Source organism: Rhodococcus sp. S3, assembly GCF_058211795.1.
This window is the reverse complement of record NZ_CM177074.1, coordinates 4748540-4763552: the sequence shown is the minus strand read 5'-3', so window position 1 is coordinate 4763552 and position 15013 is coordinate 4748540. Positions and strand designations below refer to the sequence as shown.

Genomic DNA, 15013 nt, shown 5'->3' with positions numbered 1-15013 from the left:
GATCCGACATTGTCAACGGAAAGATTCCACCGCACGAAACCGTCGGGTTCCTAAATGCTCACCTGCCGTCGCGATTTCGCGGGCCCGCCCGCCGAGGTGATCGGTATATTCCGGACCGGATCGAAGGCAATCGAAAATTCGGCGGAGTTGTTGACGCAAACGTAGCCGATGGCTACAGTGAGTCCGGTCACAAGTCGTACGGATAGATGTCGTCGCTCACGAATCCGATTCGCTCGTCGTCCGGCATATCCCGAAAGCGACCGACAACCACCCCTGCACCTCGTTACCGAGGACCTGATGTTGAGGAGTCGATGTTGAGCACGCGTAAGTCGAACTGGGGCCGTTGGGGCGAAGCGGACGAGCTGGGCGCCCTCAACCACCTCACGCCGGAGCGGGTCCTCGCCGCCCTCCGCCTGCCCAAGACGGGCAAGACCTACAGTCTCAGCATTCCGATCCAGCGATCGGGCGTGCCGAACCTCGAATACCGCGGCATCCCGCAGCGCCTCACCCTCACCAACCATCAGGACGAGGCGATGGCCCTCGCCAACGGTGGTGTCCCCGGCGTCGGTGCCAACGAGGACCAGCTCGTCATGCCGTCGCACACCTCGACGCACATGGACGCGCTGTGCCATGTGTACTCCGAGAACAAGATCTACAACGGCTACCCCGCCGACCAGGTCACCCCGTACTCGGGTGCGGCCAAGTGCAGCATCGACAAGGTCGGCGGCATCGCCGGCCGCGGCGTCCTCATCGACGTCGCGGCGTCGAAGGGTGTCGACCTGCTCGAGCCCGGCTACGTCATCACCGTCGACGACCTGCAGAAGGCGTTGGACGACCAGGGTGTCGAACTGCAGACCGGCGACCTGGTGCTCATCCGCACCGGATGGCTCGAGGACTACCTGGTCAACCAGAGCGAGATGATGCCGCAGCCGGGCATCGGCCTCGAAGCTGCCGCCTTCCTCGCCGAGAAGGACGTCGCGCTGGTCGGTTCCGACAACGCCGCGATCGAGCCCATCCCCTTCGACCAGAACGTCTACCTCGGTGGACACATCATCCTGCTCGTCGAGCACGGCATCTACCTGGTCGAGAACATGAACCTCGCGGAACTCGCCGCAGACCGGTGCTACGAGTTCCTGCTGACCATCGGCGCGCTGAAGATCACCGGCGGCACGGCGAGCCCGGTCACCCCCGTCGCCGTCGGCTGACCGAACCCCCTCACACGAACAGGACCCCCGGATGACTGCGAACACCGAAGCTGCCGTACACACCTACCGCACCTCCCACGTCGGACTGTGTGTCTCCGATCTCGCCAAGAGTCTTCGCTTCTACTGCGACGGACTGGGTTTCACCAAGATCATGGAATACGACATCGACGAGCAGATCCCCGAAGTGGATGCACCGTGCAGCCTCACCTCGTCCTTCCTGGAGAAAGACGGCCTGCGCATCGAACTGCTGTCCTACCGGCAGCCCGGCGTGATCGGCACCCCGCCCACCCGGCGTAACCATCTGGGCATGACCCACCTGTCGTTCTTCGCGGACGACATCGACGCCGCAGCCGACGCGCTGTGCGAATTCGGCGGCACCCTGGTGCCGGAGACCCGCGCCGGTCTGAGCGATCCGACCGCACCGCAGTTCGTGTTCGTCGCCGACCCCGACGGCAACCGCGTCGAGCTCATGCACATCCCTGCCGGTACCCCCTGGTGACCGGACCTGCGCCGGATCACGGCTTCCCCTCGATACATCGCTGAATGCGTCACGGCCGACGAACCTCCTCCATCGCCGGACCGCACATCCCGACGTAGTCACGACCAAAGGACTTTCATGACCGCCCCCGACACCACACGCGATCCACACCTCTGGGAACCCAAGCGCAAGGTCGACGACCTCGAATGGTTCCGCACGAAGTACGCCGAAGAGCGTGACAAGCGCCTGCCGAACACCGGTGCCGATACCTTCCAGGCGATCGACTTCGAAGGCAAGTTCGCGGACTACGACGCCGACCCGCACGCGGACGGTCCGCGCACGACGCCGCCGCAGACCGCCGACCTGGACATGCTCGTCATCGGCGCCGGCTTCATGGGCATCAGTACCGGCATCGAGCTGAAGAAGATCGGTGTCACGAATTTCAAGATCCTGGACGTCGCAGCAGATTTCGGCGGCACCTGGTACTGGAACCGTTACCCGGGCGTGCGTTGCGACATCGAGTCGTACATCTACCTGCCGTACCTCGAGGAGACCGGGTACATCCCCACCGAGCGATACACGCGCGGCAGCGAGATCTTCGCCTACACCCAGTCCCTCTGCACGCAGTTCGGCCTGTACGAGCACGCCCTGTTCCAGACCCGGGTCACCGAGATGGAATGGGACGAGGACACCGCGCGGTGGACGGTGCGCACCGACGGCGGCGATGTGTTCCGCGCCCGCTTCGTCTCCACGCAGAGCGGCCTGTTCAGCCGCCCCCAGCTGCCCGGCATTCCGGGCATCGAGAAGTTCGCCGGCCACAGCTTCCACACCAGTCGGTGGGACTACGGCTACACCGGCGGCGACACCACCGGAAATCTGACCGGTCTCCGCGACAAGCGCGTGGCCATCATCGGCACCGGTGCCACCGGCATCCAGGCCATCCCGCACCTGGCCGAGCATGCGAAGTCGCTGGTCGTCTTCCAGCGCACGCCCAGCCAGATCGCGCCCCGCGAGAACGCCCCGACCGACCTCGAATGGTTCAAGGCGCTGCCCGCAGGGTGGCAGAAGGAGCGTCGTGTCTCCTTCGACAAGTGCGCGATGGACCGCGCCACCGTCGACTGCGACGTCGACGACGGCTGGATCAAGTTCGCGAAGTACCAGATGCGCAAGATCTACGAGGCCGGCGGTGCGGAACCGACCCTCGAGCAGTACATGGACGCGATGGAGCGCTCGGACTACGAGTGGAACGAGATGTTGCGCGACCGGGTCGACGCCATCGTCAAGGATCCGGCCAAAGCAGCCAAACTCAAGACCTACTACCGCACCATGTGCAAGCGGCCGGGCTTCAGCGACGACTTCCTTCCGGTGTTCAACAAGGAATCAGTCGACATCGTCGACACCTCCACCACGCCGATCGACCGGATCACCGAGAAGGGCATCGTCGTCGGCGACCGCGAGTACGAGGTCGACCTCATCATCTACGCGACGGGCTTCCAGCAGGGACGCACCTGGACCGACAAGGCCGGCTACGACGTGCTGGGCCGCGACGGCAACCGGCTGTCGAAGAAGTTCGCCGAGGGCGCCAGCACCTACCACGGCTTCCTCAGCAAGGACTTCCCGAACTTGTTCTTCCTGGGATTCGTTCAGTCGACCCAGGTTTCGAACATCTCGAATCTTATCGACAACCAGGCCCGGCACATGGTCTACATGGTCGGCAAGTGCCTGAAGGAAGACATCCGGGCCATCGAACCGACCGCCGAGGCCGAGGCAGGTTGGAACGCGACCATTGCCGAACACGCGGAGATGCGACGGGAATGGAACCTCTCGTGCACTCCGGGCCACTACAACAACGAGGGCCGTGTCGACGACAAGCGCAGCACCCTTGCGGGCGGTCTGTACGGACCCGGCTACGAATATTTCGAGATGCTCGAGAAGTGGCGCGAGGACGACACCTTCGACGGCATCGCTGCGACCCGCTGAGCCGGCGGCATACCGGCAGGAATTCTCGAGGGCCGCGGGCAGCCGACCTCTCGGCTGCCCGTGCGTCCGGTTCACGAAAGTAGGAGAGAGTAATGACGTTGACTCCGGTGCGACTCGGCTACGCACTGTTCACCATGGTGGATCCGTCGCGCGGCCACGAAGTCGAGTACAACCGCTGGTACGAGCGCGATCACCGCTACTCGGGCTGCATGGTCGGTCCGGGCTGGTTCACCGGCAGCCGTTGGGTCGCCACGAAGGCTCTGAAGGACCTGCGCTTCCCGGAGACCGGACCGGTCGCGACGAAGACCGAGGAGGGTTCGTACCTTGCGATCTACTGGGTACACGAGCCCGATGCGGAAGTTGCAGACGCTTGGGCGCAGAAGCAGGTCGGCGAACTGTACGCCGCCGGCCGCGGCTTCGCCGAGCGTGAGCACGTCCACACCGGCCAGTACCTGCCGGACTCGACCGTCTCTGCGCAGGAGGACGGCGTCCCCCTCGAACTCGCACACGATCACCATTACGGCGGCCTTGTCACCGTGATGATCGAACCAGCAGAGGGCCTCGACCGCGCCGCCGCGATCGACATGATCGACAACGGACCGGCCAAGACCCTGGTCGGCAAGGGTGCCGTCGATCTGATAAGCAGCTGGCGAATGAAGCCCTGGCCCTCCGACCACAACGTGCCGATGAAGATGGGCAACGACGGCGGAACCACCGACCGCATCCTTCAGATGCTGTTTCTCGAAGACGAGCCGACCGCGAGCTGGCAGCACATCGTCGACTACGCCACGGATATCGAGAAGTCGGGTGCGGGCAAGGTCACCTTCGCATCGCCGTTCGTCCCGACCGTGGTCGGTACGGACAAGTACACCGACGAATTGTGGTGAGACCCGTGTTGAGCGGTGAGAAGATCCTGGTGACCGGGGTGACCGGGCAGATCGCGTTCCCGATCGCGAGGACGCTGGCGGCCGAGAACGAGGTGTGGGGACTGGCGCGGTACAGCCGGCCCGACGACCGGCAGCGGGTGACCGACGCGGGAATCATCCCGGTCACCTGCGATCTCGGCAACGGCGACTTCGACGGTGTACCCGAGGATTTCACGTACGTCGTACATCTGGCGGCGAGCCTGGCTCCGGGATGGGACTACGACGCCGCGATCCGCGCCAACGCAGAAGGCACCGGACTTCTCCTGCAGCACTGCCGGTCCGCCCAAGGCGCACTCGTGATGTCGACCCATTCGGTCTACCGCCCGCAGGATGACCCGATGTACCTGTTCACCGAACAGTCACCGCTGGGCGAGTGCAACAGCACCCACACCCCGACCTACTCGATGTCGAAGATCAGCCAGGAGGCCACCGCGCGGTTCGCCGCCCGCGCCTTCGGTGTCCCGGTGACGATCGCTCGGATGAACGCGTCGTACGGCCCCAACGGGGGACTCCCGGCCATGCATGTCGACGCCATCGCCGACGGTCGGCCGATCACCACCCGCTGGGATCCGTGCATGTACAGCCCGATCTACGAGGACGACATCAACACCCAGGTCGGTGCCTTGCTCGAGGCGGCCTCCACACCTGCTCTCATCGTCAACTGGGGAGGCGATGAACCGGTGAGCGTGCAGGAGTGGGCAGCCTACGCCGGTGAGCTGATGGGGGTCGAGCCCGTCGTCGACGTGGCTCCCATCGAGGGAACGCTGCGCGGATCCATCGCGGACACCACGCTGCGTGCCTCCATCACCGGGCCGTGCACGGTGGATTGGCGTGAGGGCATCCGCCGGACGATCGCCGCCCGCCACCCGGACAAGCTCGTCGAGACAGTCCACTCGTGAGCATCCTTTCGTAGAACACCACTGTTTGTAGACACCACAGGGGAGACGACATGCCGACAGTGCACGATGCGCTACCCGCCGAGCGGACCGGTACGCAGGCGAGCCCGCAGTTGCTGGAACGCCGCGCGATGTTCGCCGCGACCGAGATCGACCCCGCGCTGGGAGTGACGGCGGGCGATGCGGAATTCGCGGGTGTGCCGTGCCGGACCGTCCGGGCCGGCGACCGGGCTACCATCCTCTATCTGCACGGCGGCGGATACCGGATGGGCAGCCCGGAGGCATACAACGCCTACGCGGCGAAGATCGCGGCGGGTGCCGAAGCCACTGTCGTCCTGCCGCGGTACCGGCTCGCGCCGGAGAACCCGTTCCCGGCCGGTCTGCGCGACGCCGTCGCGGTCTACGAGGCACTTACGTCCGCGGCGGAGGGACCGCTCGTCCTTGCCGGTGACTCGGCGGGCGCCGGTCTCGGCGCTGCGGTGATCGTCGCCGCCAAGGCGGGCGGTCTGCGCACTCCCGACGGGCTGATGCTGCTGTCGCCGTGGCTCGACCTGCACTGCTCGTCGCCGTTCTACGAGACCGCGCCCGACGTCTTCTTCCCGCTGACGACGGCGGAGTCGGCGCGCGAGGACTACCTGCAGGGTGCCCCTGCAAGCGACCCGCTCGCCTCGCCGTTGTTGGCCGACCACGCGGGCTTCCCTCCCACGCTGATCCAGGTCGGCGGCAGCGAGGCACTGGTCGGTGATGCACTCGGGCTGGCCGCGTCACTCGCGACGTCGAATGTCACCTGCACATTGGAAGTGGTTGCGGATCAAGGTCATACCTGGCCCTTGATCTACCCCGACCACAGCGTCTCCGTCGCTTCGATCGAGTCGTGTGCTCGGTTCGTCCGGTCCATCGAACGGGCTGGTCGAGGCTGATGACTGTGTGGGCCGAGGGTTCTACCTGTCCGTAGGACCTTCGGTAGTGGTGGCATCGGTCGTGTCGTGCTCTGTGGACAACGTCTTCATAAGGCTTTGCATGGCACGCATGTCGGAGCGCAGTTCGTCGAGTTCGGAACGAAGGCCGTCCAGTGCGTCGGCGGGGGGCTCCGGACCGGTACTCGTAGCCGGTACCGGTTCGCGCCGCGCATCCGTCGACGATGGTGGCGTCGTCGCATCGGATGAGCCGGTACGTTCCGGAGCGAACCCATCGAGGAACACCGACGTGACGGTAGCCGTTATAGATTCGATGTCGGCGGCGAGCGTGTCCCGGTGCCACCGGACCGACTGGAAGACGCACTCTCGCATCATCCGCTGGAATTCGAAGACGTCGATACCGGACTTGAATTCACCGCCACGCACGCCTTCATCGACAACATCGAACCACACCCGGTGGGAGGACTCTACGGCTCCGGCGATCTCCGCATACTCGGGAAGTGCACCGAGGTTGTCGAACTCGTTCTGATAGATCTCCGTAGCGTACGGGTGTTGGTTTGCGACTTTCAGGGAGACCCGGACCATGAGCTCGAGGCGGTCGCGGGCCGTTCCGGTGCTGGTCAAGGCGCTCTTGTAACTGCCTACCAGGTCTGTCAGAAAACTCCTCAGGATCTCGGAGACGATTGCGTCCTTGGAGTCGAAGTAATGATACAAAGTCCCGGAGTTCAGGCCCACCGCATCGGCGATCTCGCGGATCGTGGTGGCCGAGATCCCTCGTTCGGAGAATAACCGAGCCGATTCGGCCAGGATCATCTGACGCCGGCTGGCTGTCACTGTTTACCTCTCGTATGCGGACGATTCGTGTAGGTGCCGCCACGAGGCTATCAGCGGGTCAGGGCTGTTTACCGCGGGTGGCGGCGACGAGTTCCTCGCTCCCGAATGGGGTCGTCGCGTGGCACAGTCGGCAGGGGGAGGGGCCAGGGCTATCGGACGAGCGATCTCTGCGGCGGCATCATCGCCTGAATCACTTGCACCGCAAACGTCGTTGTCCGCGCACTCGCGCGCATCCTCGACATCCGCTCCTCTGCCGATCTCGGTTTCGAAGGTGGACTTCCACTGGGCGAGCTGCTCTGCGGTCCAGCTGAACCGTGTACGTTCGCCGAGCAGACCATCGGCGACCCTCGCAACCATTGCCACCCGGGCCGCGCGTCGCGACTCGACCTGCCCGAGGATGTCTGCCGGGGTCAAGGGTCTTGTGCTCGTGCGGTAATGCGCCCAGGTGGTTTCGAGGGCGTCGGATTCGGAACAGTCCCTGAGGAGTTCGGCCCAGTAGTACTCACCGAACCCTTCCGGCAACGCGTACTGTTCGATTCCGGACCGGATCCGCAGGATTTCCCGGCAGGTGAATACGTCGACGGTCTTGACTCTCATGATGCGATCAATTCGACGATGCGGCCGTTGCGGATTCGACCGCAGACGCTCGGATGTCGCCCTCGGCGGCATTGCCGCCCGAGGGATCGTCGACGGGTTCTTTCGACCACACCAGGTTCTGGTCACCCCACGCGCGTGGTGGGCGGGAGAAGACCTCCTCGAGCATCGGCATGAAGAACTCGAGAGGTTCCGAATCGTAGTCGGGGTCGAACGACTCCTGGTCCCAGGCTGCGCAGAAGTGGGCACAGCTGTCGAAATACGGCGAGTCCCGGTACCGGTCACGACTGTCGGTCGGAATGCCGAGCTTGTCACCGTAGTGGTAGGTTTGGAAGACACCGTGGTGCTTGACAATCCACACCGCCTCGTCGTCGAGTACCGGTCGCAGGATCGCGGCGGCGACCTCACTGTGATTGTCCGGGCACAGATCGTCGCCGATGTCGTGCAGCAGTGCGGCGATCACCATATCGACACGGGCGCCCTCCCGGTGCGCGCGGGTCGCGGATTGCAACGAATGCTCGTAGCGATCGACGCGGTAACCGAACGTGTAGCCCTTCATCGACTCGAGCAGACGCACCACCGTCCCTAGCCAGTGGTCGCGTCGATGGATGGCGGCCTCGTCCCGGATCAGTTCCATCTCCGCAGCGGTGGCGTCGTCCATCCGGGAGAATTCGACGGTACGGGTGTTGTTGACCATGTCAGTTTCTTTCGGTGTCGGTGTCGGTGTCGGTGATCGGTGTGAGTCGGCCCGCGGCGGTCAGGTAGAGCGGACGGTGGTTTCGTTTGGGGCGTCTTTCTCCGCGGTGAGGGCCAGGCCCTTGGTCTCCTGAGTGAAGTAGGCGGCGGCGGCGACAGCCAGTGCGAGCACGATGACGTATAAGGTGAACAGGTCCGGCGTGCCGCGGGAGGTCAGCCACGAATTGAGGTACGGCGCAGTACCTCCGAATATCGCGGCTGCGAGCGACACGGCGATTCCTGTACCCGCCGCGCGGGACTTCGTGGAGAACAGTTCGGCGAACCAGGCGACCTGCGTACTGGCCGCGAGTGCCTGGATGACGAGCGCCAGGGACATCGCCACGACCAGGGTGACGGCCGAGTCGTCGAGCATGCCGGACAGGGGGAAGGCGAGCAGGGCCACCAGCAGTCCCCACACGATGTTGTTGGGACGACGTCCGAACCGGTCGGCCAGCAGTGCCGCGAGCGGCAGAGCGAAGATGAAGACGACGTTGGCGACCACGCCGGCCCACATTGCCAGTTTGTCGTTCACGTTGTAGAAGCTGATGGCGTACGCGGGCGCGTTCACCGACCAGGTGTACGAGAAGACCGATGTGCCGCCGACAAGGAGGACGACGCGCAGGATCGAGGTGCGCTGCGCCCAGATGTCGCGGAGCGCGGAGCGGACCGACGACGGAGCCCCCGCGCTCACGGCCTCGGCGGCCCGATCGGTGAAGGCTTCGGATTCTTCGAGGCCACGGCGCAGGTAGAGTGCGAAGAAGCCGAGTGCACCGCCGATCAGGAACGGGATCCGCCAGCCCCAGTCGGCCATCGTTTGGGAGTCGATCCCGGTCCGCATCAACGCGCCCAGGAGGGTGGCGAGCACCGTTCCGCCGACGGTGGACATGATGACGGTGGTACCCCACAGCGCGCGGTTGTCCGGCCGTGCCACCTCGGCGATGTAGGTGTACGAACCGCCCTGCTCACCACCGTGTGCGACACCCTGAACGCAGCGGACGACGAGCAGCCACAACGATGCGAACACACCGATCTGCTCGTAGGTGGGCGCGATCGCGATGAGGACGCTCGATACTGCGACGAGGGTCATAGTCAGCACCATGACGAATTTGCGGCCGCGGCGATCGGCGACCAGCCCGAAGAGCAGCCCGCCGATCGGGCGCATCACGAACCCGACCGCGAACACCGCCATCGTCGACAGCAGGTTCGATATCTCGTTGGTGGAGTTGAAGAACTGGTTGGAGAAGTAGACCGCGAAGATCGCGAACACGGTCCAGTCGAACCACTCCAATGTGTTTCCCATGTTGACGGCCATGATCATCCGAGCGCGGCCTTTGGCCCGAGGCCGGCTCGGCGGCGTCGGCCTTCCCGAGGGGTCGTTCTGCGTTGGCGAAGCGGTCATGCCGGTTCTCCTTGTCGGGAGCATGCTGTGGGGTTGAGGGGATGGAGGAGCAGGCGCGCGGTGTGCGAGGGCAGTTCGAGGGACACAGTGCCGTCGTGGGGCCCTCGGCCTTCGCACCTGACCGTATTCGGAGTGCGGTCGGGGGCATGAAACGCCGAGGGGCGGGGTGCCGTATGGCGCTCGTCACAAATCTAGGACGATCCGCGAACGATGTCAATCAAGCGGTTGGCTGGTTCCCGGTTCATTAGGGTAGGGGGTGAATCTCTACCGATTCGGACCGCTCGGCGGAGTGGGTGTAGGCCGGAAGAATGCAGGCCTGCGCAGGTCGTGGGTGGAGGCCCACTGGTGTTGTCCGCGAAGATGAGAGCATCGCCTGAAGGGCGGCTTACATTCGTAACTTTTGTAAGTTAGAGTTCGCCATGTCCGACTTTGTGACCCCAATCTCACCCCTGGAGGCGCTGTGACTGTGTACGACGAATCGACTGCGATCGGGGGTGGTCCCGATTCGATGGGTGAGTGGCGACCGCGTGCCACGCCCCCGATCGGGGTCGAACTCAGCAATGAGCAGAAACTCGCCTGCGCGTTCCGGATCCTGGCGCACGACGGCTTCAGCGAAAACATGGCCGGCCACATCACCTGGGCCGATCGGGACGACAACAGTCTCCTGATCAACCCGTGGGGGTTGTGGTGGGACGAGGTCAAGGCCTCCGACGTGTGTCGCGTGGACGCGAACGGTGCTGTGATCGAGGGAAAGTGGGATGTCACGCCCGCCTACCACATCCACACCGAACTGCATCGGCGTCGTCCTGACGCCCGGGTGGTCATCCACAACCACCCGTACTACGTGACCTTGCTGGCCGCCGTCGGTGTACTGCCGATGATTGCGCACCAGACCGGCAGTTTGTACGACGACGACCTGTCCCTGGTCGACGAGTACGGGGGCGAGATCAACGACGCCGAACTCGGCCGGGGCCTCGCCGACCAGATCGGCGATCGTAACAACGTCATCCTCGCCAGCCACGGCATCATCACAACAGCCGACACGATCGAACTCGCGGTCTACCGCGCGGCCTCGATCGACCGGTTCTGCCGGTTGGCGTATGACATCCTGCTGCTCGGCAAGGACCCACTACCGATCGAGAAAAGCATTCGCGTCGCGATGCAGAAGGCGCTCGTCGAGCGCGCGGCCGGTGTCTACTGGGCCGGCGCCGTTCGCAAGCTGGTCCGAGCCGATCTCGACGTTCTCAACTGACAACGTCTGTATCCCAAGCATTTACGGTTGCGTGAGTAGCGCAGCCGGATTCGCCGACCCCCGACAATTGAGGAGTGTGCGAGATGGCCAATCTCGACGAACTGATCCACAACACCGACTTCACCCAGAACGTCAAGGGAAAGGTGACTTTCCTGCCCGAGCCGGAGAAGGCGCACCGGCCCTTCCCCTTCATCTCCGTCGACGACCACATCGTCGAGCCGAAGGGCACCTTCGAGGGTCGCCTGCCGGCGAAGTTCGCCGACCGGGCACCCAAGGTCATTCACCGGGACGGTGCGGATATCTGGGTGTACGACGGTAAGGAGATCCCGAACGTCGGCTTCAACGCGGTCGTTGGACGCCCGGTCGACGAGTGGGGTTTCGACCCGCAGCGCTTCGAGGACATGCGCCGCGGTTCGTGGGACATCCACCACCGTGTCAAGGACATGAATCTCTCGGGTGTGTATGCGTCCCTGAATTTCCCGTCGTTTCTCCCCGGATTCGCCGGCCAGCGTCTGCAGCTCAGCACCAAGGATCAGGAACTGGCACTCGCTGCGACGCGCGCCTACAACGACTGGCACCTCGAGGAGTGGGCGGGCCCGTACCCGGACCGCATTATCCCCTGCCAGATCCCCTACTTCCTCGATCCCGAGATCGGTGCCCAGGAGATCTACCGCAACGCCGAGCGCGGCTTCAAGGCAGTGACCTTCTCCGAGGGTCCTCATGCCTTGGGATTGCCGTCCGTGCACTCGGGTCACTGGGATCCGATCATGCGGGCGTGCGAGGAGACCGAGACCGTCATCAACCTGCACATCGGCTCGTCCAGCACGTCGCCGAGCACGTCGGAGGACGCCCCGCCGGACGTGTCCGGCACACTGTTCTTCGGTTACGCCATGTTCGCGACCGTCGACTGGCTGTTCTCGAAGATCCCGGTACGCTTCCCGAACATCAAGATCGTGATGTCGGAAGGTGGAATCGGTTGGGTTCCCGCACTTCTCGACCGCCTCGACCACATGACCACGTATTCGTCGATGTACGGCACGTGGGACGGCATCGACATCTCCCCCGCGGACGTGCTGAAGCGGAACTTCTGGTTCTGCGCCGTGGAGGACCCGTCGACGATGGTGCTGCGCGACCGGATCGGCATCGATCACATCCTGCTGGAGGAGGATTACCCGCACAGCGACAGCCTGTGGCCGCGGACCATGGAGGTCGTCAGCGAGTCCATGAAGGGACTCTCCGCCGACGAGCTGCGCAAGATCACCTGGGAGAACGCGTCCAAGCTGTACCGTCATCCGGTGCCACAGAGCGTGATCGACGACCCGAACAGCTTCTGACCGGATTCTGAACGGGACCGGCCGTCCGGCCGGGCCCGTTCAACCGAAGAACAAGCGGTCCCGCGCGACCGCGGGATCGAGGGCAACGGCAGGTCGTTCCGGGTCGTGCGGATAGGTTTGTACGTCCCGGAGGTGCCGGGCCGCGATCACCCGCGCCGATGCGGCGTCGCCGTCCTCGATGCACTGCAGGATTTGGCCGTGCACGGCCAACGCCTGCGCTCGTTCGGCCGGCGGGATGCTCTCCGGGTTCGCTCGCTCGCTGGCCCAACCCGTCACGTGGCTCGACCACAGGGCTTCGAGGGCTCCCGCCAGCACGATCAACGACCGGTTTCCACACAGGTGCACCACGGATTCGTGAAACCGTCGCGAGAGCGTGGTCGCGGCAACGAGATCGTCGATCTTCGAGAGGGATTCCTCGTGCAGCGCGCGAAGGACCGGAACCACTTCGGTGCTCCTGTCTTCGCGTTCCGCGCACAGGGCCGCGCACATCGGCTCGACCTCGTGGAGAGCGCGGCCGACGTCGTCGATGTCCGTCCCCGACATCGCGAGCACCATCGAGAGGCTGTATGCGACATTTCCGGGGGTGGGTCGGTGCACGACGGCTCCGCCCCGGTTACCGCGACGGACACGGACGAGACCCTCGGCTTCGAGGATGCGCAGGGCTTCACGCAGGGACTGCACGTTCACCGGGTACTGCTCGCGCAGTTCGGCCTCCTTCGGCAGGAGGTCCCCCTCGTTCAGGTCGCCGCGCAGGATGCGCTCGCGGATCTGGTCTGCCACCATCTCGGCCAGCCGCCGCCAGCGCAGGCTGCTCGGATCGGGACTCTGCGATTTCCCGTCCCGTCCCTGTGCAGGTACCGCTGTCACGTCCTTCTGCCCCTGTAATCCATATGAATAAAGTTACCAAATTTAGGCAACTTACCTGTGGCCCACGGTTGTCACCTCGGTGCCCACCAGGATGGTTCGTCGCGGCTTACCTGTGCCACATCGGCCGCTGTCATCCCGAACATTCGCCGACGGCGCGGCGCACCGCCCGCCCGGCGGATCCTCCATGAGTTGAGTCCCGGATAGTGGTGTAACGCGGTCCTCGTCTCGTTGGCGGATTCGCCTCCACGAGACACGGCCACCGCGTGATCCTTTCGAGTGAACCTTCCACAGCACTCTCGATCGGAGCATCACGATGACCGCACCGAACATTGTCGACCCCGCCGGCCTGCTTGGCGAGGCCTTGGCCGAAGCATCTGAAGGATCTGATGCGCACGTTGCTGCAGACCATCATCAACGCCCTGCTCTCGGCCGACGCCGACGCGGTCGTCGGCGCCGAATGGGGACAGCGCTCATCTGAGCGCACCACCCGGCGTAACGGCTACCGCCACCGCAGTCTCGATACCCGTGTCGGCACCGTCGACATCGCGATTCCCGAACTGCGCACGGGCACCTACTTTCCCGAATAGCTGCTCGAACGCCGTAAGCGTGCCGAATCCGCCCTGATCACCGTGGTTGCCGACTGCTACCTCGCCGAGGTCTCGACCCCGCCGGATGGACAAGCTCGTCAAGACCCTCGGCATCGACTCGTTGGGGGTACCTCCCTGCACGCAGTGCTAGGGGAGCGAAGTCGCAGGTCTCGCGCATGGCCACCGAGCTCGACGAGATCGTCGACGATTTTCGGCATCGGCGCCTGGACACCGCAGGGCCGTTCACGTTCGTCGCTGCGGATGCGCTGACGATGAAGGTGCGCGAAGGCGGCCGTGTCGTGGGTGCCGTCGTGCTGCTGGCGACGGGTGTGAACGGTGACGCTCACCGTGAGGTGCTCGGTATGCGGGTGGCCACCAGTGAGACCGGACCAGCATGGAACGAGTTCTTCGCCGACCTGGTCGCCCGAGGCCTGGGCGGGGTCCGCCTGGTGACCTCCGATGCGCATGTCGGTCTGCGCGAGGCGATCGCGGCGAATCTGCCCGGCACGGTGTGGCAACGCTGCCGAACGCACTACGCAGCCAATCTCATGTCGATCTGTCCGAAGACCATGTGGCCGGCGGTGAAGGCGATGCAGCACTGAAGTCTACGACCAGCCCGATGCTACGTCGGTGCACGCCCAGTTCGGTCGGCTGCTCGACTACGTCGACGACAAACTCCCCGCGGTGGCCGAGCATCTCGGGCAGGCCCGAGAGGACATCCTGGCGTTCACCGCCTTTCCGAAGGACGTGTGGAGTCAGATCTGGTCGAACAACCCCACCGAGAGGCTGAACAAGGAGATCCGGCGCCGCACCGACGCGGTCGGGATCTTCCCGAATCGGGGCGCGATCGTCCGTCCGGTCGGTGCGGTGCTCGCCGAACAGACCGACGAATGGCTCGAAGGCCGAAGCTATCTCGGCTTCGACGTGCTGGCTCGATGCCGTCTGAACACCGTCACCGACACCGACAGCGAGATGAGAGCGGACACCATGCCTGCACTCAGCGCCTGAG

The 15013-nt window shown here is 64.6% G+C and carries 13 protein-coding genes and 1 pseudogene; 9 read left to right on the top strand and 5 right to left on the bottom strand.

Features of this window, described 5'->3' with window-relative positions:
- Window positions 1–311: 311 nt before the first annotated feature.
- The 6 genes from AC0LPE_RS22020 (at window position 312) to AC0LPE_RS21995 (ending at window position 6405) form a co-directional block, all read left to right on the top strand.
- Window positions 312–1205, top strand: a complete 894-nt coding sequence (locus tag AC0LPE_RS22020; RefSeq protein ID WP_490605231.1) for a cyclase family protein — start codon at window positions 312–314, stop codon at window positions 1203–1205.
- Window positions 1206–1236: 31 nt separating this feature from the next.
- Window positions 1237–1704, top strand: a complete 468-nt coding sequence (locus tag AC0LPE_RS22015) for a VOC family protein (protein WP_160874597.1) — start codon at window positions 1237–1239, stop codon at window positions 1702–1704.
- A gap of 117 nt (window positions 1705–1821) precedes the next feature.
- A complete protein-coding gene (locus AC0LPE_RS22010; RefSeq protein ID WP_160874595.1) occupies window positions 1822–3663 on the top strand; it encodes an NAD(P)-binding domain-containing protein in 1842 nt (613 codons plus the stop codon).
- Window positions 3664–3755: 92 nt separating this feature from the next.
- Window positions 3756–4550 (top strand): hypothetical protein, encoded by a 795-nt coding sequence (locus AC0LPE_RS22005; protein ID WP_490605230.1) that lies wholly within the window; start codon window positions 3756–3758, stop codon window positions 4548–4550.
- Between the two features lie 5 nt (window positions 4551–4555).
- On the top strand, window positions 4556–5488 hold the full coding sequence (locus AC0LPE_RS22000) for an NAD-dependent epimerase/dehydratase family protein (protein ID WP_160874707.1): 933 nt from the start codon (window positions 4556–4558) through the stop codon (window positions 5486–5488).
- Between the two features lie 50 nt (window positions 5489–5538).
- Complete coding sequence (locus tag AC0LPE_RS21995) at window positions 5539–6405, top strand: alpha/beta hydrolase (protein ID WP_490605229.1); 867 nt, start codon at window positions 5539–5541, stop codon at window positions 6403–6405.
- 21 nt (window positions 6406–6426) lie between these two features.
- On the opposite strand, the gene AC0LPE_RS21990 is transcribed toward AC0LPE_RS21995, so the two are convergent.
- From AC0LPE_RS21990 to AC0LPE_RS21975, 4 genes are read right to left on the bottom strand one after another with little or no spacing between them, the layout of a single operon-like run.
- Window positions 6427–7215: a TetR family transcriptional regulator gene (locus AC0LPE_RS21990; protein WP_160874589.1), complete on the bottom strand. Its 789-nt coding sequence runs from the start codon at window positions 7213–7215 to the stop codon at window positions 6427–6429.
- Between the two features lie 24 nt (window positions 7216–7239).
- Window positions 7240–7833, bottom strand: a complete 594-nt coding sequence (locus tag AC0LPE_RS21985) for a hypothetical protein (RefSeq protein WP_490605228.1) — start codon at window positions 7831–7833, stop codon at window positions 7240–7242.
- Window positions 7834–7840: 7 nt separating this feature from the next.
- Entirely contained in the window at window positions 7841–8527 is a 687-nt protein-coding gene (locus AC0LPE_RS21980; RefSeq protein ID WP_443208825.1) for an HD domain-containing protein, read from the bottom strand.
- A 60-nt stretch (window positions 8528–8587) separates the two neighbouring features.
- The gene (locus AC0LPE_RS21975; protein ID WP_490605227.1) at window positions 8588–9865 is read right to left on the bottom strand and encodes an MFS transporter; all 1278 of its coding nucleotides are present in this window, start codon (window positions 9863–9865) and stop codon (window positions 8588–8590) included.
- A gap of 607 nt (window positions 9866–10472) precedes the next feature.
- Between AC0LPE_RS21975 and AC0LPE_RS21970 the strand changes: the two genes are divergently transcribed.
- Together AC0LPE_RS21970 and AC0LPE_RS21965 are read left to right on the top strand one after the other, a co-directional pair.
- Window positions 10473–11216 (top strand): class II aldolase/adducin family protein, encoded by a 744-nt coding sequence (locus AC0LPE_RS21970; RefSeq protein WP_160874703.1) that lies wholly within the window; start codon window positions 10473–10475, stop codon window positions 11214–11216.
- Between the two features lie 83 nt (window positions 11217–11299).
- Complete coding sequence (locus tag AC0LPE_RS21965) at window positions 11300–12550, top strand: amidohydrolase family protein (protein ID WP_160874587.1); 1251 nt, start codon at window positions 11300–11302, stop codon at window positions 12548–12550.
- Between the two features lie 39 nt (window positions 12551–12589).
- On the opposite strand, the gene AC0LPE_RS21960 is transcribed toward AC0LPE_RS21965, so the two are convergent.
- Window positions 12590–13417, bottom strand: coding sequence for a GntR family transcriptional regulator (locus AC0LPE_RS21960; RefSeq protein ID WP_160874585.1), 828 nt, complete (start codon window positions 13415–13417; stop codon window positions 12590–12592).
- A gap of 313 nt (window positions 13418–13730) precedes the next feature.
- On the opposite strand from AC0LPE_RS21960, the pseudogene AC0LPE_RS21955 reads away from it, so the two are divergent.
- Window positions 13731–15012: pseudogene (locus tag AC0LPE_RS21955) on the top strand (IS256 family transposase).
- Window position 15013: the final 1 nt, after the last annotated feature.

Excerpts from the sequence above, each read along its gene's own strand:
- AC0LPE_RS22020 (WP_490605231.1), top strand. The coding sequence starts at position 312 with ATGTTGAGCACGCGTAAGTCGAACTGGGGCCGTTGGGGCGAAGCGGAC.
- AC0LPE_RS22015 (WP_160874597.1), top strand. The coding sequence starts at position 1,237 with ATGACTGCGAACACCGAAGCTGCCGTACACACCTACCGCACCTCCCAC.
- AC0LPE_RS22010 (WP_160874595.1), top strand. The coding sequence starts at position 1,822 with ATGACCGCCCCCGACACCACACGCGATCCACACCTCTGGGAACCCAAG.
- AC0LPE_RS22005 (WP_490605230.1), top strand. The coding sequence starts at position 3,756 with ATGACGTTGACTCCGGTGCGACTCGGCTACGCACTGTTCACCATGGTG.
- AC0LPE_RS21995 (WP_490605229.1), top strand. The coding sequence starts at position 5,539 with ATGCCGACAGTGCACGATGCGCTACCCGCCGAGCGGACCGGTACGCAG.
- AC0LPE_RS21990 (WP_160874589.1), bottom strand. The coding sequence starts at position 7,215 with ATGATCCTGGCCGAATCGGCTCGGTTATTCTCCGAACGAGGGATCTCG.
- AC0LPE_RS21985 (WP_490605228.1), bottom strand. The coding sequence starts at position 7,833 with ATGAGAGTCAAGACCGTCGACGTATTCACCTGCCGGGAAATCCTGCGG.
- AC0LPE_RS21980 (WP_443208825.1), bottom strand. The coding sequence starts at position 8,527 with ATGGTCAACAACACCCGTACCGTCGAATTCTCCCGGATGGACGACGCC.
- AC0LPE_RS21975 (WP_490605227.1), bottom strand. The coding sequence starts at position 9,865 with ATGGGAAACACATTGGAGTGGTTCGACTGGACCGTGTTCGCGATCTTC.
- AC0LPE_RS21970 (WP_160874703.1), top strand. The coding sequence starts at position 10,473 with ATGGGTGAGTGGCGACCGCGTGCCACGCCCCCGATCGGGGTCGAACTC.
- AC0LPE_RS21965 (WP_160874587.1), top strand. The coding sequence starts at position 11,300 with ATGGCCAATCTCGACGAACTGATCCACAACACCGACTTCACCCAGAAC.